Here is a 20,044-nt window from a genome sequence, read left to right on the forward strand (position 1 = left end):
GTCGACGCGGTCGGTCAGTCGACGGTGCTGTCGTTGCGGCCGGAGCGGGTCAAGTTGAACCCGGCGCCAGGCTCGCTGCCCAATGTCTTCAGCGCGCAGGTTGCGGAAGTCATCTATCTGGGCGACCACGTGCGCGCCCGGGTTTCGGTCTGCGGCCACGACGATTTTGTGGTCAAGCTGCCGAATTCGGAAGGCGCAGTGCAGGTCAAGCCCGGCGCGCTGATCACCATCGGCTGGAAAACTGAGGATTGTCGGGCGCTCGATGCGCCCTAAGGCCGACTGGTCGCCTTAACGCCGCTCCACTTTGGGGGGCTAGCAGGAAGGAAAGCGTTCGATGAGCAAGTTTGTGATCCGTGCAAGCTTCTTGAGCGTCGTTGGTCTGACGGGGGTAGCACTTGCGCCGGCGAAGCCCGCCCTTGCGGTTGATCAGCTGACGATCGTCTCGACTGGCGGAGCCTTGCAGCAGGCGCAACGCAAGGCTCTTTTCGAGCCCTTTTCGAATACGAGTGGGGTCAGGATAACCGAGGATGAGTCTGACGGTGGGGCGGCGAAGATTCGCGCCATGGTCGACACCAAGACCGTGAGTTGGGACGTGGTGGACTCGGGGGGGGGGGCGGCCATTCAAATGTGCAACGAGGGCGTCCTAGAGCCGATCGACTGGAAAAAGCTGGGCGTAGACCGTTCCAAGTTCACAGACCCTGACGAGATGGACTGCGGGGTGCCATCACAAAGCGCTGCTGCGGTCATTGCCTATGATAAGGAAAAGCTGCCGAACGGCCCACAGGCTATCGCCGACCTGTTCGACTTGAAGAAATTTCCGGGCAAGCGCGGGCTATATAAAAGTGCCGCATACAATCTCGAATGGGCGTTGATTGCTGACGGTGTGCCCGTCAAGGACGTCTATAAAGTCCTCGGTACGCCAGAGGGGGTTGATCGCGCCTTCAACAAGCTCGACACGATCAAGAGGAACGTCATCTGGTGGACCTCTGGTGCCCAGGCGCCGCAGTTGCTCGCCGACGGGCAGGTCGTCATGACCGTGGCTTGGAACGGCCGCATCTATGATGCCAACAAAAACTCCGGCAAGCATTTCCAGATCATCTGGGACGCCCAGCAGCCGCTTCGGGACTACTGGGTGATACCAAAGGGCACTCGGCACCTGGACGAGGCTTACAAGTTCATCGCCTTCGCTGCTTCAGCTCAAGCGCAGGCCGACTTGACGCGCTATATCCCTTACGCTCCTGGCAACAAGGACGCGATGGCGCTTGTCGATTCGGCGATCCTGCCCGATCTTCCAACTGCGCCCCAGAATTTGGCCAATCCTATGATGTCCGGCGCGACTTTCTGGGCCGAAAAGGACCACGAGTTGCGCCAGCGCTTTACCTCTTGGCTGACAGAGTAGACTGATGAGGAGTGACGGCGAAAGGCTTCGTTCTCCTGCAGCCTTGCGGGCGAATTGAGAGAAAATTTGGCAACGTCCGCAGCTCAAGTCGTCGACAGCCCTCTCCCGACCAGCGACCTGAGAAAACGATGATCGAACCCGACAGACAGATCGCGCAATGGATCGAAGAGACTTCATTCGTCGACACCCACGAGCATCTGATTGAAGAAAGTCAGCGCCTCTCCGGTGTGCTCGATGGCTTCCTGTCTTGCGACGACTGGACCTACCTGTTCAGCGCGTACGTTGATAGCGATCTGCTAGTTGCAGGAATGCCGGCTGTGCAGCGTCAAAGCTTCTTCCGGCCGGACCTTTCGAGTGAAGCAAAATACCGGCTCGTCGCACCGTACTGGGACCACATCCGCCACACCGGTTATGCCCAGGCGGTGCGGCATACACTTCGCGGCCTTTATGGTGAGGACGACCTGACGGCCGAGAGCCTGCCGCGAATCGCTGAAAAGTACCGTGAGACCGTGCAGCCTGGCTTCTACAGAACCGTCCTGCGTCGTGCGAACGTCGAGGTCTGCCAAGTCAATTCTCTGCAATGCATCTTCATGGAAACGGAGCAGCCGGCGCTGCTCGCGCAGGATCTCAGCATCCTCCAATTTTGTCGTTGCAGCGCTGCTGACTTCGCTCGCGTGGAGACGGAAATTAGTAAGCGGGCATCAACCCTGGACGAATGGCTCGACATCATCGACTTCTATTTCGCAACGTATGGTCCCAGAGCGGTGGCGGTGAAATGTCAAATTGCTTATTCGCGTGCGCTTGATTTCGCACCGGTCACGAGGGCGCACGCGTCCCGGTTATTTCCGCATCATGTCGGCCATCGCGGACATCCCCTCGGTTCGGAGGACCTGAAAGCACTACAGGATTTCCTGTTCCGATATTGTATCGGCAAGGCTAGCGAGTGCGGGCTTCCGGTCAAACTACACACCGGCTTGCTAGGCGGTCACGGATTGCTGCAACTCGCCCGCACGCGCGATAACGCCGCGGATCTCTGCAGGCTGCTGCTGGACTTCGCCGAGACCCGGTTCGTTCTGATGCATATCGGCTACCCGTACGAGCAGGAATTTATCGCGCTGGCCAAACACTATCCAAACGTGACCGTCGATATGTGCTGGGCGTGGATTATTAATCCCGCGGCGAGCGTCCACTTTCTCAAGGAGTTTCTGGTTACAGTTCCCGCCAACAAGATTTTCACCTTCGGCGGCGACTATCTTGCGGTCGAGCCAATCTATGGACACGCCTGCATCGCCCGCCGAGGCATCGCGCAAGCCGTCTCTGAACTAGTCGCCGAAGGCTGGATTGCCCGCGCGGAAACGCCCGAACTCATCGAGCGGATTATGCGTGGCAACGCACTGCACTACTTTCCAAATGAGCTGCGAAAACATGGCGCTTAATAGCCAAGATGTGTTCTTGCGGCCGGCGCCCGTCAAACGGCCTTGATCATGGTCGGGCTGCCGTTCTGGCGTCAGTGCCGGTATGAATCACCGTCTGGGTCGGCGCTGCGGCACGGCGCTCGCAACGCCCCGTCGAGAACGCTTGAGCAACGCTGCCTTCATCCCGGGGGTGGCATAGAGGGGAGAGAGCAGACGATGAGGACGTCACTGACGATCGCGAGCATCCTGGCCACCGTCGGCCTGACAACGGGCATGTTCGCGCCGACGAAGCCCGCCCTTGCAGACGATCAGCTCACGATTACCGCGGGGGGCGGGTCTTTCCAGCAGGTCCTGCGCAAGGTCATTTTCGATCCATTCGCGAAGGCGAGCGGGATCAAGATCAACGAAGCCGAGTACGATTATGGCAACGCCAAGATCCGCGCCATGGTCGAGACCAAGACTGTGAGCTGGGACGTGGTCTACGCCAGCGAATCGCAAGTCCAGCAATTGTGCGCAGAAGGTACGATCGAGACGATTGACTGGAAGAAGCTGGGTCTCGAGAGGACGAAGTTCGAGGGGGACTACAAGGAGTGTGGGGTCCCAGTCATCGACTCTGCCACCGTCGTTGTCTACGATAGAGACAAGCTTCCGAACGGCCCGACGACGATCGGTGATTTTTTCGATCTGAAGAAATTCCCCGGCAAGAGGGGTTTATATAAGAGTGCCCCTGTCGAGTGGGCGCTGATCGCCGACGGCGTGCCCGCCAGAGATGTATATAAGGTGCTCAACACGCCCGAGGGAATCGATCGCGCGTTCAAAAAGCTCGACACGATCAAAAAGGACATCGTCTGGTGGACGGCTGGCGCACAACCGATGCAGCTTCTCGCCGATGGTCAGGTCGTCATGACTGACGCCTGGCACGGTCGAATCTATGACGCGGTCAAGAACTCCGGCAAGCACTTCGAGATCTTGTGGGACGCCGCGGTATTGAATGGGAACGCTTGGATAATTCCCAAGGGCACTCCGCGCTTGGACAACGCGTACAAGTTCATCGCGTTTGCCAGTTCGCCTCAGGCGCAGGCCAGCGTCGTGAATAATACCGCTTACGGCCCGACCAACAAGGACACGATAGCGCTCGTCGATCCGGCGGTTCAGTCTCACCTTCCGAATAACCATATGGGTAATGCTCTGCGAATTGGCTCAAGTTTTTGGAGTGAGAAGGGCGATGAACTCCGCCAACGCTTTACGGCGTGGATAGCCAAGTAAATCTCAACAAAGATGGCGGCGAGCACTTTCGTTATCTTCGCCGCCTACCTCAGACCTCATGAGCGAGAAGTGGCACGAAGGCGATGTCAGGAGCTTACACCGCGCTTCTCCACCCCATCCAAAGGACAATACACCGCCCAAGACGTGGCGGCACACGTCTTCGGTGTTCTTTCAAGTAGACTTGAAGCTGGTTCCGAAGGTTGCTTGAGCGGCTGGCGTTGTTGTGGTCCGAAGAGGTCTGCTGGCACAATCAACTGTCCTGCGGCACTGAAGTCCTGTTCGCTCCTGTGAAGCGATAAATTGTTGCTTATCCCGCTTTCAAGGGCATCAACGCTTCACTCAGCGCAAGAAAACCAAATCTATATTGCGTCCAACTTCTTGAGGATCTTTCATGCCGATTTACTATCCTGACATCCTGGAACTGAGGAACGAGCCTCGCATCTTCACCTATGGCCACAAGGACGTGGTGTTGTACGCGCTTGGAATCGGCATGGGGCGCGACCCAATGGACGAGCGCGAGTTACCATTCGTCTATGAGAAAGATATCAGGGTTTTGCCGACCGCCGTCACAGTGCTGGCGTCGGACAAAGGAGGGAGTTCCGAGCCGGCGCCCAACCAGAAGCCAGGCCTCCGGATCAGCCACTTGAATTGGCTGATGCTGGTGCATGGTGAGCAGAAGGTCGAGCTGCATAAGCCGCTGCCATCCTTCGGCACGTTCACGACCACCAGCCGCACGATCGGCGCCTACGACAAGGGCAAGGATAAGGGCGCAGTGGTCGTCGACGAGACGGTGTGGATCGACGAAAAGGGCGAGAAGGTCGCAACGCTCACCGGGTCAAACTTCGCGCGCAGGGATGGCGGCTTCGGTGGGCCGTCGGAGGGCGCGCCCAAACCGCACCTTGTCCCATCCCGCAAGCCCGACAAGGTAATCGCGTTGGATACCCGGCCGGACCAGGCGCTGCTCTATCGCCTAAATGGCGATCTTAATCCTCTGCACTGCGATCCCCCCGTCGCCAAGCGGGCCGGTTTTCCACGTCCGATCCTGCATGGCCAGTGCACATTCGGCGTCACTTGCTGGGCTGTGCTTCAGGCATTCTGCGCTTACGATCCCACCAAGATCCTGAGCCACCAAGCGCGCTTTTCGGCGCCGGTGTTCCCCGGGGACACCATCACAGTCGACCTCTGGCAGGACGGAAATGTGATCTCGTTCGAGGCCCGTGTGATTGAGCGCGGCGCGACCATTATCAAGAATGGCAAGACAGTGCTGCGCACTTAGACGCGCGCGCCGCTTGCGCGGCGGCTAGGCCCGTCGCGGACCGTCAGTCTCAAGCATGGTTTTTAGGGCGAGCGGAAGGGCGATCATCAGTACACCGGTGCACGCCGCCGAAGCAACATGCTCTTCCCAGCAGCATATTCGAGTTCGCGCAAAGCCCCGGGGCCGTGACTACAGTTCCGCCTGTAACAGCATTCGGTTCAACTTACGCGCCAAGCCTAAAGTAGCTTCAGCGGCGTCGCCTGGCGAGATCCTGCCTGTGGCGACGGCGCCGTCTCAGGTCAACCGCAGTCATAAGGGCACGAGGTTATAGCGCGACAATCTGGATGGGAAGCACCTCCATCCTGATTGCCGCGCCGCACGAGGTTCTGGTCGACGGTGAATCGCAGGGACTTGCTTGTGAAGCCCTCACTCAGCTTTCCGAAAGATCGGCTAATCCGATATCGGTTCTTTCCCTCTAAGTTCGCCGCTGACCGTTTCGCACTCCCCCGGCTCACGCAATTTTCCTAGCCTCTGTTCGCGATTAAAGCAGGGAAGGAGTCCTCGGTGCGCGACACCTTCCAAACGCGAGGAAACACGAATCGGAAGGTCGTGGCAGCGGGAGACTTAGGCACTTGCACCGAGATCGATCGTGATGCACTCACCACTGATTCCCGAGGCAGAAGGGCTCGCAAGAAAGCCAATCGTTGCCGCAACCTCACGCACATCAACAAAACGGTTGCCGGGTTGCGACGCCCGGAAGGTTGCCACCACCTCCTCTGTGCTCATGCCGCGATTTTTTGCCTGAGCTTCGAGCTGACCGCGCATCAGCGGGGTATCCATCCAGCCTGGGGCGACGGCATTAACAGTGAGGCCGTGCGCACCGCCTTCCAGCGCGGCGGTACGGACGACGCCAAGAACTCCGTGTTTAGCAGCACAGTACGCGACCTTCTGCCGCGCACCGCCGTAGCTGGCGACTGATGCCGTGACCACAACCCGACCACCGGGGGCCTTCGTCAGAGCCGGCCATGCGGCCTTCAGCGCGTGGTATGGCCCGTCCAGCATTAGCGCATTAAGACGATCCCATTCGGCGTCGGGAAACTGATCGAAGGGGGCCATGAACTGCACTCCAGCATTCAACACCAGGATGTCCAGACGCCCGGCAGCCTTGAGTACATGGGCGACCATGTCTCTATTCCCATTTGCTGTGGCAAGGTCCGCGTGAAAGACACCGTCGCCCGCGATGTCGACGCCGTGCACGTCCGCTCCGCGTTCGGACAACTCAGCCACGATAGCCTTGCCAAGCCCTCCTGTCGCTCCGGTTACAAGCGCGACTCGGCCTTCGAGCGACCATCCGTGCGGATGGGGCTGTTGGCGGCTCTCACTAGCGAACTTTGCCATTCGTTTCTCTCCTACGTATTGGCTCGTCAAATGAACGCGATCATCTTTCACAAATCTCGTGGTGTGTGCCGCCAGGGACATTCAACCGGTCCCCCCTGACTGGACTCCGATATCGAACTGAAGGTCCCGCAAAAAGCCACTGCGAGAGGACGCCGACACCAAAAGACATTCGAGGCCAAGCGTCCGGACAGCATTGGATTGCATTTCGCGCAGAATATGCGGCCATTGATGTTGAATTGCCGCATAAAAGGATCTCCGTTAGCAGAAGTTCCGCGCCAAATTGGAGGAATGCGGAGCTTCTCTGCGATCGGAGTGCTGATGCTGAGTTAGTGAAAGGATGACGGGCACTCACCAAGCCACCCATGATACGATTATGGTTATTGGCCCACTCCCCGCCGAAGCTTGCTTCTGCAGAACACTCAACGTTGACTAATCTTACTGCGTCATGGGTATCGACGACCATTTGATGCTGCACTTGCGCCACAGTACGGACATCGCGGCAAGGTTTTGACGAGTGCGTGGATCAAGTGGGCGCGCATAGTTGCGATCGAGTTCGGGATGTGGCGTTCAGGCCGCGCGGGCGGAGCCTCTGGGTCGATAATCGTTGGGTAAGCGAGGTATCTGGACCGGCGCGGCGGAACGAGGTCCTGAGGGGGGAATCGTCGCCTGCTCGGCGATCAGGAAGCCGTAAGCTGCGATGCACAGGGTTGCGTGATGATGGAAGCCGCGCCAGCCGCGTCCCTCGTAATGACCGAGCCCGACCTCTTGCTTGAGCTCCTGGTAGTCACGCTCGATACGCCAGCGTAGCTTGGCGAGGTCGACGAGCCGCTTGAAGCTGATGGTCTCCGGCATCGTGGCGAGCCAGTATTTAGTGGGCTCTGCTTCACCCTGCGCGCCATTCGATCAACAGCCATTCCGGCGACAGCTTCTCGGGGATCAGTTTGTTGTACCCGACCCGGACACGCACACGCGCGAAGCGCGAGGACAACTGGTCAGCCGAGCCCTCGCGCCATGTCACCGTGCGCCAGGCCTGCTTCGGTAGAGCAAGCGCGACTTTTTTGGCCGAGACCAGTTCGGGCTCGTCGCGGCGGCCGGTGTTGTTCATCGGCTTGTCCATCCGCCGTGGGCTATTGCCAGGAGCCCACATCAAGATAGTCGGCACGATGCCGACCACGTAAGGCACGCCCAATTCCGTCATGCCCGCACGCAGCCGCGCGTCCCTGCCGGTAGGCTGCATCCATCAACGCGACGCCGCGTGGCAGACCGCTCTCGCAGGCCCGGCGGATTTGCTCCAGCGCGATCTGCAGCTTGGTCTTGAACTTGATCTCTTTCGGCACGCCCGCCTTCTTCCGTCGCGCGCGATCCTTCGTCCAAGCATCCGGCAGGTACAGCCGATAGGACACCGGAAGGCTGGCGGCATGGCTGGCAACCGACAGCGACACCGCCACCTGGCAATTGGCCTGCTTGCCGAGCTGGCCGCAATATTGGTGGTGAACGCCGACCGAATGCCTGCCTTGCTTGGGGAACGACGTGTCGTCGATGATCCACGCCTCGATCGGTCCGCTCTTCTCGATCGCCGGCAGCACCATCTCGCGCACCTTGGCCAGCACGGCCTCGTCCGACCAGTCCGCGTTGCCGATAAAATGCAACAGTGATTGGTGCTGCGCTGCCGTCCGCGCCGGGGCGGTCCGCGCTGCCATCGGTTCGACGCTCTTGCGTTCGCCCGGCAGCATCAAGCCGGTGCAATAGTCACGCAGTGGCCTCAGCCGCACGGCCTGACCAATCACGCTTCCAAGCCCCGCTACATACGCCGCGAACCGTGCCTCGCTGCCTTCACCCTGATTGAGATCCATCTGGCCCTCCACGTGCCAAATTGTGAATCTCTACAAATATTTGATTCTCCGATTCTCCGCCCCCGCAGGCGCGACCGAATGACTCAGTAGTACTAAGAACGGCTACTCGTCTCCGTCAGAGCATTAAAAAGTATTTCGCGGCGTTCCGCCGAACGAAATCTTCGGACCGCCACGTGCCGATCAGGACCTCACGAGCGCAGTCATTTCAGAGATGCGGCAGGATCCGAGTTCGTATTCAGCGGTCGGCAGCGAACGCCCGCGCCCTAGTTGCATGGTACCTCGACAATCGCCTCCGGCGGACGTACGTATTGGCTGAACAATGGCTACGGCTTTCGAGCCCTGGCGCATCGCGCACACTCGGTAGGGCGACGGATCGTGCCTCGCAAGGCAGGCGATAACTGCAAGATCGGCACTAATCGATCGTATCGTCCCGCGCCAGAAGCGCAGTGAATCTGATCGAGGAAGTCTCATTTGGTGGTCAAGTTGGCGAACACGGAAAAGCAGGGACATCGACCCCCGGTACTTTAAGGCGCCGGAAAATCGAGGAGTCTTTGTACCGGTCGAGCACCAGAATGCGACTGCAAGATTATCTTTGAACCCGAACTTTGGCGTACGTCCGCTCCTTGACAGTACGACACGCGTCTAGGGGCAATTCTTCATGACGCAAGGGGGCAATTCCGAATGGCGTTTGACACTGGTGTCGTGGGACAATCACGCGTCAGGGAGATGGATGCGATCTCAATATACCAGTGCCGATTCATGCCGAATGTGAAGATTCAACTGATTCCGGCAAGCTCATTGACGTTCGGCTTCGTCACCGCTGCTTCTCGATGCACGGAAGCCCGTTCAGAACCAAGCCACTAGGAATCGTGGGGCACGAAGTCATCTAGCCTAGATTTCGCTTTGACAAATTCCATCTCTGCAGCAATCGCGGCACCGCAATCGGCATGGACTGGCGGCCAAACTGGCGCAGAATAAGCCTACAATACACCGATACTCAGTTTTTGAGAGGCCAATCGGCTATTCTTGGCGATCGAGGCCAGCCGTTTATTGAGATAGTCGAGGGATGCCTCGTCTAACCCGGCGAACATCGTCATATTGAGAGCCTGCCTCTTGTTTGAGAGGTTGGCAATTTCCGCCCGCGCCTTTTCGGTCAGCGAGATCTGCAGGAAACGTGCGTCGTCAGGGGATGTCACGCGAGATAAAAACCCCTTCTCTTCAAGGTTTTTCGTTTGGTTCGTAACGAACGGTGCGTGGATCCGAAGCTTGTTTGCCACCGAAATCCCAGAAACCCCGCGACCCTCATCGATTTGATCGATAGCCATCAGAATCAACCATTGCGGCTCGCTTATACCCAGCATGTCGGCCCACCCCCTGTGTATCTCCTCCAACTGGGAGTGGATCTCAACGATGTTCCAGATGAAGTCCGTAACGGCTTTATCTAATTGATCTTTATCGCCCATTTGGTCTTTCCGCCACATGTTCGTGCTCCCGACGGGCACAGATCTGATCATTAGCCGGAATACGCGCAGCCGTCTCGATACGATTGAGATGACATAGCGGTCATGCAATAAATTAATTGACTTGTGTAATTCATGCGGCTTTATCAAGAGCGCAGACCACGAGGCTCTCTGGCCAAAGGTCATGTTAAATCTCCAAGGAGAACCTCTGGGATGCCCTCCGAGGTTCTTTTTTTTGGTTTCGCTCGATTGAGGGCTGCTCTCGAGTGTTTAGCGTGTTGCCGAAATGCGACAATTAGCCGTCAAGAATTAGCGCTCTGTATTAATTAATGGAAGCAATTACTGAAGAGCGCTATACGGCGATGGACGGAGAGGGGGCGCCTCGAAGTCGTTCCGTCAAGGCCAGCCCACTGGGGGCAGGCTAGTAGCGGCGGGATCTGGACGACGGAAACGATATTTCAACTAGGAGCTTCATCGATGAAACTGACAAAGGGTCTCATCCTCGGTTCTGCCGCAATGTTTGCGGGCGCCGGGGCGCAGGCAGCCGATCTGCCCGTCAAGGCGAAGGCAATCGAATATGTGAAGATTTGCTCGCTGTATGGTGCGGGATTCTACTATATCCCTGGAACCGACACTTGCATCAGGCTGGGTGGCTATCTGCGTACCGACGCCATGCTGGCAACGAGCAGCGACTTCGATGCACCGAACAGCGGTGTGCCCGGCGCGCGTAATCGCCTTAGCAACTATTTGCAAACCCAGAGTCGCCAGGATCTGCAAATCGATACGCGCACCGCGACCGAGTACGGCATGGTCCGTACGTTCGCTGAGTTGGCCTTCACGTGGAAAACTGGTACTTATGGTGGAGCTGGCACGACGGGCGTAAACGGCTCAACAGCCTACACCACGACGCTCGCTTCGCAGGTCGCTGGTGGCTCACTCGGTATCTACTACGCCTTCATTCAGTTCGCCGGGTTTACATTTGGCAGAGCGGAATCGCAGTTTAGAACGCCTTGGGCCGAATATCCGGCGAACAACTTCGAGTTGCCGGGTGGCGCCGGTTGGGACCCTGTAAATCAGATCTCGTATACAGCCGACTTTGGTCAGGGCATCACGGCTTCGTTCTCCGCCCAGGATCAGGTCCCGAACTATCAAAGCAACGTCTGGAATGTGAGTGGCGCAACAACTGCAGCACTTGCGACCGGCGCCTACGGAGCTCTCGATCTGGGCGGCTCGCGCGCTCCAGATCTCGTCGCGCGGGTTCGCGTCGATCAGGCTTGGGGTCTATTCCAGGCATCGTTCGCTGCGCATGACAACCATGCCGGTTACTACGGCGCCGACGAGACAAGCGGCCATCCGGGTGACAAATGGGGCTGGGCTGGACAATTGGCGTTGTCGGTCAAGAACCTGCCGACTGGCGCCGGTGACACCATCAACCTGAATGCTGTGTATACAAATGGTGCGAGCCGTTACAACTTCCACGATTATATGGGGAGCACCTTCGCGATGTACGGCGGTGCGAGCGCCGCGGGTGCCTACGAAAGTCTCGGCCTCGCCGGTGTTTCTGATTCTGTTTTCGTCACGGGTGCCGGGCAGGAGTTGACCACCACCTATGGCTTCAACGGTGGCTACACACATAACTGGGATCCATACTGGAATACTAGCGTTTTCGGTGCGTGGGCAGCTGTGCGATATAATAACACGGCCAGGGGCTATATCTGCGGAGCCTTCGTCACGACCCTCGCACTCTCGACTGGCGTTGCCGGGTGCAACCCCGACTTCAACTATGCAGTTGTTGGTACGAAGACGTCTTGGACCCCGGTCAAGGGCTTCACGTTCACGGGAGAGCTTGCGTACATGATGCTCGATCAGAAGTATGCAAGCGGAAGCACCGTGACCCTTCCGTTGCAGTCGGGCATCGCTAAGCCCGCTGCTGCATATGAGCTCAAAGACCAGGGCAGCCTCCAGTTGCTGCTACGCGCTCAACGCAATTTCTGATCCCTGCAAACTGTAACGGAAGGAGGAAGATAGGGCTCTTTTTTCTAAGTTTAACCTCCAAGAAGGCCTCCGGCATGCCCGCCGGGGGCCTTTCTGGTCTTCAGTTCATTTTCACTCGTTTCCAATCTTTGTCCGTCATTGTTGACGAGTGTTCAGCTGGAGGCAGAGTGCTCGTCCCCGAACGTGTTGTTAGTGTAGCGCGACAATCTGGATCGGAAGCGTCACCGCCACCTGCCGCTATGAGCCGGGCATCAATCGCACCTACCAGAAGCTGGCTGAGCATTACGGCACAGCGATCCTGCCCACGCGTCCGCGCAAGCCGCGCGATAAGGCGAAGGTGGAAGTGGCGGTGCAAATCGTCCAGCGGTTAGCACGGCTGCGGAACCAGCGATTCTTCTCGCTTGACGAACTCAATGCGGCAATCCGCGAGGCGATCGCCGACCTCAACGCCAAGATTATGCGCAAGCTCGGCGTGAGCCGCAACGAGCTGTTCGCACAGATCGACAAGCCGGCGCTTAACACCCTACCGCCAACGCACTATCAGTACGCCGAGTGGTGCCGGGTCGCACCCGACTATCACGTCGAGATCGGCGGTCACTACACACGGTGTCCTCACGTCTGATCCGCGAAGAGCTCGAGCCGCGCATTACCGACAGGACGATCGAGATCCTGCACAAGCGCGTCCGAGTCGCCAGCAATGCCCGCTCTGCCAGACCCCATCGCCACCGCACGATCCCGGATCACATGCCGAGTGCGCACCGCCGCTATGCCGAATGGACACCGGCGCGGATCAAGCGAGAAGCCGCCAAGATCGGCCCCGCCACGATCGCCCTCGTCGAGGCGACCATGAAAGCCAAGCCACACCCCGAGCAGGGCTTCCGGGCTTGTCTCGGCATTCTGCGGCGCGGCGCAGCTTCCGCTCGGCCCGCATCGAGGCCGCCCGCCAGCGCGGCAACGAAATCGGCGCGACCACCTACGGTAGGGGATCGTTGGGCTGTCGCGGATCGTAGACGCCGTCCTCGTCGGCGATCAGTGTGCCGACGAGACCGCAGAACTCGAGCAGCGTGTGCCAGTCGCGACCGTTGCGTGCAAGCCGCGACGCCTCGATCGAGACCACCACCCCGACGCGTACCTCACAGATGGCGGCCAGCAGCTTCTCGAAGCCGGGCAGCGCGACGCCACCGCCGGAGCGGCCGAGAATCGTCATCGATGACGGCAACATCGCTCCCGCCCAACTGTCGCGCGCGCTCCGGCAAATTGAACTGACGGCGCTTACTTTCCAGGTTTTTGACGACCTGATCAGGCGTCGACTGACGGATGTAGACGACAGCCTGACGGGCGAGGTGCTCAGGTGTGATCTTGCTCATGAGCGGCCTCCCTCGTCTCTGTGGTTGGCGTGCCCGTCTCGATATTGGCGCCGTCGGCGAGGGACTCGACCAGCAGCCCCTCGATCGGGCGGACGAGAGTGCTTCTCTGCGACGCCGGAATCTCCGGCGTCTGGCGATCCTCCTCGAACAGACTCTGTTGCAGGTGGCGTCTTGGTTGCATGATCCCCTCCTTCACGCAGGGGCCATGCCCCGCCTCGAGAGGCGATAAGCACATCGATTCGCGCCCGCAGCTCGACGAGCCTTTCGACAGCCAACCGACGGCTTGCTGTGAGCGTTGCAGAGCGAGCAATATCCTCGCTCATCCAGGCCGGGATCAGGGCGAGTGTCCCGTCGGGCTGCACCACGACCAGATGGTCCTCGCCGGCGAAGCGCTTGCGGTGCTCGACCTGCACCATCTGCCCGGCCCGAGGATGGAACGGATAGAGGATCAAAACCTCGAACGCCGGACACCCGGCATTGTGATGCTGTCTCGCCCGGCGTTGGCAAGAGCTGGATTGCTTGCGCCTTGGGCCACAAGGCCTGCCGCAAACGCTCCGTGCTCTATCAGCGGCTGCCGCGGCTTTTCGAAGCGCTCGCCCTCGCCGGGGGCGACGGCCGCCATGCTCGCCTCCTCACAGGATGACCCTGGCGTGCGTGACGCATCTCGACCGACGGACCGGCCGGTCCTGAAAACGAAGCGAGGTAGTCGCCCTGATCCGCTCGCTGCAGCAGTGGTTCAAGGCCGAGCCGTGGCGAACCGGCGCCGAATTCCTGATAAGCTACAAGCGGAATATCCGGGCGCGTCCCGGATAAGGTGCTGCGAACGCTTCAGCGCCGCCTCAAATCCCAGCGCAGCGAGCAGGCAAGCGCGCTACTGTTTGGGTCGGCAGATCATGCGGAGCGGTTCGACGAGACGTCGGTTGCGCCGTAACAGCGCCCCCTCGGTCGGGAGGACGACGGTCGTTGCGCAACCCAGCCAAGCAACCATAAGGGCGATCATGTTCTTGGTCCGGCACTCTATTGAGCCAGACCTACGACTTTCGAAGCCATGCATTTGAAGCGCAAGTAACGTTCGTCCCAAACGCGTCAGTGTAATAAGTGTCGACTAAGAATCCTGCTTGCTCAATCAACTCGAACCCATCGATAATCTCTCTATTTACGAACACGGGATTGTCCTCGATTACGTAGTAATCTCCTGACACCAGAAACTTATTCAGGTAAGAGAACACCGAAAATATCTGCACATGCGCGTCGTCGATCACAAGCCAGGGATGAGGCAGGCTTACGAGCAACTTTTCATCGAAGTTGGCGGTGTTCGAAAGGTCAATTTGATGAAAGGTAAGGAGTGGATGCTTTCTTGCATTCTCATGCACAAGTTTGCTGTACAAATCAAACGAGTGAACTTCACCGGGCTTCTCACAAAGCACGGACATATTGTCGGCAAACCACAATCCGCTGCCACCTTGGCATGACCCTAGCTCTAGGATTGTCCTCGGCTGAAGTTCCCAAATAAGCCTTGGATACAGAGCCAAATCAAAGGGAGTTTTATAAATTATCAGCCCTTTATAAGTCTTCGCCAACGCTCCAATTTTTGTGGAGCGCTGGTCACCGGTCCATGGGTAGATAGAAGATATCCAATCTCGATCGGAGGGCTTTGCAAAGCGACCAGAATGATCAGCGTTCAGGACGGCGTGTATTCCTTCGATCGCCCTCGGGCTAAGCAGTTGTCCTCCGAATCCGTCAGGCTTCATCTGATCAGGGTAGTTCTTTTGCCCGGCGTCCCAAAAAGCCTTGTGTTCGGAAACGTATTTCATGGCCGATCTCCGTATTGCGCCTGGCTCATCCAAGCAACCGCCGTGCCACTTGCGGAATGATGTGCGCGCCCGCGTCAACGTGGGTGAGAGACGTCTATGCGCCACGCGTCCACAGGAGCGGGTCTGCGAACGTTGTCGGGTTCGGAACATCGGGGTTATCAATTGGACATGGGTGGCACAACAAAACTAGCTTAAGACGAAGGAGCTGGTCGCCTCTCATGCTACACCTTCCGGTGGTCTTCATCGCCCAGAAGAAAGCCTAGCTTGTTACAACAGCCAGATCACTATGGGCCGGTCCCGTTCGAGCAGAGTAACTGCCGTTCGCGTTCCTGCTGAGGAGCGGCGTCCACGGAAGGATGGGGTAGTCGGTTCTGATCGCCCGACCCAATCGCCGCAAAGCGCCCTTTGACTCACTGACGTTGCCCCACGGATTTAATCCAGGTTCTCTGGCCCAAGATAAGGACCAGAGCATGAAGCGCAGCCGCTTAGCGACGAGGATGTCATCGGGATTTTGCACGAGGTCGGCGTCTCGACCGCCGGTCCGTGCCGCAAGTTCACGGCGGGCGTCAGCAACGCCAGCATTTACAAAGGAAGGCCAAGTTCGACGGAATGGAGGTCTCGGAAGCCAAGCGGCTGAAGACCCCGGAAGACGAGAATACGCGGCTGAAGCGGCTCCTGGCCGACGCCATGCTGGACAACGCGGCGCTGAAGGACCTGTTGCGGAAACAAGTAGTGACGCCCGCGGCCAAGCGAAGAGATGTCGCGCATCTCATGGATACCCACGCGATGAGCGAACGGCGCGCATGTAAAGGCATCGGCTGCTGTCGCTTGACCATCAGATATCAGACAAGCCGGGGAAATGATGCCGCCTTGCGCCAACTCACGAGAGCAATCGCCGAGGTGCGCCGTCGCTTCGGCTACCGGCGCCCGCCTGTTCTGCTCAAGCGGGAGGGTTATCTGATCAACTACAAGAAGCTGTTCCGGCTCTACCGAGAAAAGAGGCTTGCGGGGCGTCGCCGAGACGGCAGCAAGCGGGCGATCGGGACCCGGGCACCGAGAACGATGCCGATGGCGCTAAACGACCGCTGGTCGCTCGACTTCGTGACGGATCAGCTCACCGACGGCCGCCACTTCCGATCCTTGGTGGTCGACGACTGCACCCGAGAGTGCCTGGCGCTGATGGCCGATGCACCCGACTGGCCCGCGAAATGGACCCGCTGATAATTGAGCGCGGCAAGCCGAAGATGGTGGTCAGCGACAACGGCAGCGAGTTCATCAGCAATACCATCCGGACCTGGCCGATCGGAGCCGCGTCGCATGGCAGGCGCCTACGCAGAACGCTTCATCCAGAACTTCAACGGCCAGCTGCAGGACGAACGTAAGCGCTGTTTCGGTCCCACCTTCCATTGAAGGCGTCGAGCGAGGAATGATCGATCTCTGATTGGAGATCGGCTTGTGTCTAAGCTTGACCATATGCTTGAGCCTAGGACCTCGGTTCGTCGGGTCGAGGTCATCACAGAGACCAGCCGACGCCGGCAGTTCTCGGCCGACGACAAGGCTCGGTTCGTCGAGGAGACGCTGGCCCCGGGAGCCGTGGTATCGGAGGTCGCGCGGCGGCACGGATTGTCGCCGCAACAGCTGTTTACGTGGCGCCGGCAAATGCGACGGCCGGTTGCGATCCCTGTGGCTCCCGAGCCGCAGACGTTCGTGCCCGCTGTCGTTACCCCATCGTCCACGCCGCCGGAGCGCTCACCGCGGCAGCGCCGACGCCTCCGGAAGGCGCCCGAGGGCGCCGAGAACAGCGGCACCATCGAGCTCGAGATCAACGGCGTCGCGGTCCGGGTCGGCCGCGGCGCGGATGCCGCGACGGTTGCGGCCGTGATCCATGCGCTGAAGACCTGCACGTGATCGGTCCGACGGGCGCGGTGCGGGTGATGGTGGCAACCAGGCCGGTCGACTTCCGCAAGGGTGCCGAAGGGCTCGCGGCCCTGGTGCGTGAGAGCATCCAGGCCGATCCGTTCTCCGGCGCCGTGTATGTGTTCCGCGCCAAGCGCGTCGACCGGGTGAAGCTGATCTATTGGGACGGCACGGGTGTGTGCCTGTTCGCCAAGCGGCTTGAGACCGGTTCGTTCTGCTGGCCCAACGTGCAGGACGGCGTCATTCGCCTGACCGCGGCGCAGCTGTCAGCCTTGCTCGATCACCCATGTTGATGCCCCTCCTTGTTAGGCTGACAGATTCTTAGATCAAGTTGCGCAATGACGTGGTTTCGAAGGTCTCGGACAGCGTCAAGAATGGATGGTGTATTCGGGAAGAGATAGGCGCCGCTTGACTGGCGATCAATCAGCAAACGCTTACTTCGGATCTGCACATAGAGCCAGTTCACCGGGATCTTAAGCGTTCGGGCCAGTTCGGGCGGGCTGAGGAGTGAGTCGGCATGCATCCATCGGTTGCGCTGGGTAGTCACCTTGATGGCAGCGGCACGACGGAGCCGCCCAACGGTGATGGGCAGCACCTTATCGGCGCAATGAGGAGAGCGGTGGCCTTCCTGAGTAAGGATTGCGGCGATCTCGTCGTCTGGGACGCCGTCGCGGGCAAGCGCCAACAGGCGCACCCGCATCTCTGTGCCTCGCGTCAATCTGGTGACGGAGTTGACGCTCATCCTCACCTCGAGCTCCGTCACGGCGCCTCCTCGCCAGACGATCCTGGCCAGGGCCAAGTCGTGCTCACCGCGGTCGAGCACGACCTTTTCGATGAGACATCGCAACAATGCCTTGCGATGCGCATCCGAGATAGTCTCGTCAGCCCATATCTGCGGCAAGCGTCCGGTGAGGCTGATGACCTTGTTGTCGAGCTCCTTGCTTATGGCCACTTGTGTGATGGCTTTGGAGGGCGTCTGTCGGGCAAGCGCTTCTTCGGCGGCGCGCACGTCGGTTAGAGCCGCTTCCCATCGGCGCTCGAGTTCTGAGGCGACCAGGCGATTGTCTGGATCAGCTCGGTTGAACTGCCGTTCGGCGAGCGCCGCCGTGTACCGCTTGCGCTCGAGCTCTCGTTCTGCGCTAGAACGTAACGCATTGTTCATCTGCTGCTGGACCCGGCGGGAGTGCGACAAGGCATCGAGTTCGGCCGGCGCCAGTGCAGTTAGGAATGCATCGGCAACGGCCGCATCGATACGGCTGGCCCGGATGTGTTGGCAGGTCGGCTGGCCTTCCTGGGTACGCAGGTGATTGCATACATACTCGCCGCCCCCCTTGTAGCGGACGTACATCTTATGGCCACATCGTGCGCACCAGGCGATGCCGTGGAGCAGAAGCTCGCCATCGCGAGGCGCGCCTCGGGTTTTGATGCGCATGTATTCGGCTCGGTTATCTCTGATGACGGCTCGGATTTTTTCATAAATTGGCCAGTCGATATAGGCAGGATATCGATCTTTGACGACGATCCGCCACTCCTCAATCGGCCGCGGAGCCTTTTGCGGCAGGGCGCCCTCCCGCTTCGCCGGCTGGAAGCGGGTTCGTCCATAGACGAAGGCACCCGCATATGCGGGGTTCTTCAAGACGGCCGCCACCGCAGCCAGCGTCGCGCGCGTCCAACACAAATCGCCATGCCGATCACGACGTGGCAGTTCGAGGTCACGCTCGTTCAACGCCCGCATGACCTTGGCAACGCTGCGCAATTGCAGGAACAGCTGGAAGACGAGACCGAGCCGCCCTTGCACGGCCATGTCGGGATCCTTAACGACCACGCCACTCGGGTCCCGCATCAGCCCGATTGGCAGCATAACCGCAAGTTCGCCGCGTTCGGCTTTAGCCAGCAGGCCGGCGGTCAGCCGGCTGCGGATCGTGTGTAGCTCAAGCTCGGAGATCGAACCTTTCAGCCCGAGAAGCAAACGTCCGTTAGGAGTGCCCGGATCATAGACACCATCGCGGTCGGCGATCAGACAGCCACGCAGACCACAGATATCCAGGAGCGGATACCAGTCGGTACAATTACGCGCCAAGCGAGTCACGTCGATCGACAGGATGAGCCCCACTTCACTCAAGCCAACGCGGCCAACGAGTTCTTTGAAGCCATTACGATGCGCTGTAGAGGCGCCGCTCAACCCGAGATCGGTGTCAATCACGTCGATGGCCGCCTCACGCCATCCGAGTTCGCGGGCGCGCTTGCGAAGCGCGTATTGAAGGCGCAGGCTCTCCTGATTGCTTACGACCTGGTGGGGCGTCGACTGCCGGATGTAGACTACGGCTTTGCGCGCCAAGTGGCTTGGTGTGACCAACTCGGACTTCATGAGGAATCTCCGCCAAAATCGCGGCGACGTCTTCGACGATCTGGCGTCGGAGCGCGGGCGTCAGCGTCGACCAAAGATCGGCTGGATCCATGCTCATGTGCGTCGGGACAATCCGCTGTCGATAAAAGCTCGAGTAGAGCCTCCATACTCAGCTTAATCTGATTTGCTTCTTGTCCATAATATTCGATTGCAGTTGCCTGAACTAGGAGACTGCTTCCCGTGCGATACTCAACTTCATACGAAGCGGGAATGCCTCGGCCTCGCTGGCCGATCTTCCTGATCACTCGAAATGAGCGGCCGTACAAAGGATGGTGGGGGTCTCGAACTTCGACCACCTCCGGAAATGATTCGTCAGACTCACTATTGGGGACATTCCTCAATCCCCTCGCTCGAAGGACTGGACTGGAAGCGCGTCCACGCCGCGCGCGAGACACCGTCGCCGATCCAGGCGAGTTGAACTGCGGCACAGTGAATCAGTATGCATGTCGCGCTCGCGGGATGCCGCGACGCATGGTGTAATCGCATCATGGCGACGAC

13 protein-coding genes and 7 pseudogenes are annotated in these 20,044 nt (G+C 59.2%); 12 read left to right on the forward strand and 8 right to left on the reverse strand.

Annotated elements, in window-relative coordinates; all coding sequences use genetic code 11:
- The 5 genes from ABIC03_RS38695 to ABIC03_RS38715 form a co-directional block, all read left to right on the forward strand.
- A partial coding sequence (locus ABIC03_RS38695; protein WP_354066101.1) for a TOBE domain-containing protein occupies positions 1-273 on the forward strand: 273 nt, incomplete at its 5' end.
- Between the two features lie 61 nt (positions 274-334).
- The gene (locus ABIC03_RS38700; protein ID WP_354066103.1) at positions 335-1,399 is read left to right on the forward strand and encodes an ABC transporter substrate-binding protein; all 1,065 of its coding nucleotides are present in this window, start codon (positions 335-337) and stop codon (positions 1,397-1,399) included.
- Positions 1,400-1,527: 128 nt separating this feature from the next.
- Complete coding sequence (locus ABIC03_RS38705) at positions 1,528-2,835, forward strand: amidohydrolase family protein (protein WP_354066105.1); 1,308 nt, start codon at positions 1,528-1,530, stop codon at positions 2,833-2,835.
- Between the two features lie 195 nt (positions 2,836-3,030).
- Positions 3,031-4,080: an ABC transporter substrate-binding protein gene (locus tag ABIC03_RS38710; RefSeq protein WP_354066107.1), complete on the forward strand. Its 1,050-nt coding sequence runs from the start codon at positions 3,031-3,033 to the stop codon at positions 4,078-4,080.
- Positions 4,081-4,471: 391 nt separating this feature from the next.
- On the forward strand, positions 4,472-5,356 hold the full coding sequence (locus tag ABIC03_RS38715; RefSeq protein WP_354066109.1) for a MaoC/PaaZ C-terminal domain-containing protein: 885 nt from the start codon (positions 4,472-4,474) through the stop codon (positions 5,354-5,356).
- Positions 5,357-5,959: 603 nt separating this feature from the next.
- Here the strand turns inward: ABIC03_RS38715 and ABIC03_RS38720 are convergent.
- From ABIC03_RS38720 to ABIC03_RS38730, 3 genes and pseudogenes are all read right to left on the reverse strand, one after another.
- Positions 5,960-6,733, reverse strand: a complete 774-nt coding sequence (locus tag ABIC03_RS38720) for an SDR family NAD(P)-dependent oxidoreductase (RefSeq protein ID WP_354066111.1) — start codon at positions 6,731-6,733, stop codon at positions 5,960-5,962.
- Between the two features lie 567 nt (positions 6,734-7,300).
- Positions 7,301-8,586: pseudogene (locus ABIC03_RS38725) on the reverse strand (IS701 family transposase).
- Between the two features lie 980 nt (positions 8,587-9,566).
- Positions 9,567-10,067: a MarR family winged helix-turn-helix transcriptional regulator gene (locus tag ABIC03_RS38730; protein ID WP_354066113.1), complete on the reverse strand. Its 501-nt coding sequence runs from the start codon at positions 10,065-10,067 to the stop codon at positions 9,567-9,569.
- Positions 10,068-10,523: 456 nt separating this feature from the next.
- On the opposite strand from ABIC03_RS38730, the gene ABIC03_RS38735 reads away from it, so the two are divergent.
- Both ABIC03_RS38735 and ABIC03_RS39385 read left to right on the forward strand, forming a co-directional pair.
- On the forward strand, positions 10,524-12,041 hold the full coding sequence (locus tag ABIC03_RS38735) for a porin (protein ID WP_354066115.1): 1,518 nt from the start codon (positions 10,524-10,526) through the stop codon (positions 12,039-12,041).
- Between the two features lie 235 nt (positions 12,042-12,276).
- A pseudogene (locus tag ABIC03_RS39385) lies at positions 12,277-12,994 on the forward strand (Mu transposase domain-containing protein); the annotation flags it as partial.
- A 26-nt stretch (positions 12,995-13,020) separates the two neighbouring features.
- On the opposite strand, the pseudogene ABIC03_RS38745 reads toward ABIC03_RS39385, so the two are convergent.
- From ABIC03_RS38745 to ABIC03_RS38755, 3 genes and pseudogenes are all read right to left on the reverse strand, one after another.
- Positions 13,021-13,408, reverse strand: a pseudogene (locus tag ABIC03_RS38745) (recombinase family protein); the annotation flags it as partial.
- The gene (locus ABIC03_RS38750) at positions 13,389-13,589 is read right to left on the reverse strand and encodes a hypothetical protein (protein WP_354066127.1); all 201 of its coding nucleotides are present in this window, start codon (positions 13,587-13,589) and stop codon (positions 13,389-13,391) included. The pseudogene ABIC03_RS38745 and the gene ABIC03_RS38750, both read right to left, overlap by 20 nt.
- Before the next feature lie 58 nt (positions 13,590-13,647).
- Positions 13,648-13,860, reverse strand: a pseudogene (locus ABIC03_RS38755) (DUF5372 family protein); the annotation flags it as partial.
- A 44-nt stretch (positions 13,861-13,904) separates the two neighbouring features.
- Here ABIC03_RS38755 and ABIC03_RS38760 point away from each other — a divergent pair.
- Positions 13,905-14,042: pseudogene (locus ABIC03_RS38760) on the forward strand (ATP-binding protein); the annotation flags it as partial.
- 25 nt (positions 14,043-14,067) lie between these two features.
- Positions 14,068-14,339: pseudogene (locus ABIC03_RS38765) on the forward strand (ISNCY family transposase); the annotation flags it as partial.
- Positions 14,340-14,439: 100 nt separating this feature from the next.
- Here the strand turns inward: ABIC03_RS38765 and ABIC03_RS38770 are convergent.
- Positions 14,440-15,222: a CmcI family methyltransferase gene (locus tag ABIC03_RS38770; protein ID WP_354066119.1), complete on the reverse strand. Its 783-nt coding sequence runs from the start codon at positions 15,220-15,222 to the stop codon at positions 14,440-14,442.
- A gap of 470 nt (positions 15,223-15,692) precedes the next feature.
- On the opposite strand from ABIC03_RS38770, the pseudogene ABIC03_RS38775 reads away from it, so the two are divergent.
- The 3 genes and pseudogenes from ABIC03_RS38775 to tnpB form a co-directional block, all read left to right on the forward strand.
- Positions 15,693-16,599 (forward strand): annotated as a pseudogene (locus ABIC03_RS38775) (DDE-type integrase/transposase/recombinase); the annotation flags it as partial.
- A 96-nt stretch (positions 16,600-16,695) separates the two neighbouring features.
- Positions 16,696-17,130, forward strand: coding sequence for an IS66-like element accessory protein TnpA (gene tnpA / locus ABIC03_RS38780; protein WP_354066121.1), 435 nt, complete (start codon positions 16,696-16,698; stop codon positions 17,128-17,130).
- On the forward strand, positions 17,127-17,432 hold the full coding sequence (gene tnpB / locus ABIC03_RS38785; RefSeq protein ID WP_354066123.1) for an IS66 family insertion sequence element accessory protein TnpB: 306 nt from the start codon (positions 17,127-17,129) through the stop codon (positions 17,430-17,432). Before tnpA ends, tnpB begins: the two co-directional genes overlap by 4 nt.
- Here tnpB and ABIC03_RS38790 read toward each other — a convergent pair.
- A complete protein-coding gene (locus tag ABIC03_RS38790; protein WP_354066125.1) occupies positions 17,420-19,507 on the reverse strand; it encodes a recombinase family protein in 2,088 nt (695 codons plus the stop codon). The two genes, tnpB and ABIC03_RS38790, sit on opposite strands and share 13 nt — an antisense overlap.
- Between the last annotated feature and the right edge of the window lie 537 nt (positions 19,508-20,044).

Source organism: Bradyrhizobium sp. RT6a (genome assembly GCF_040547675.1).
Lineage (GTDB): Bacteria > Pseudomonadota > Alphaproteobacteria > Rhizobiales > Xanthobacteraceae > Bradyrhizobium.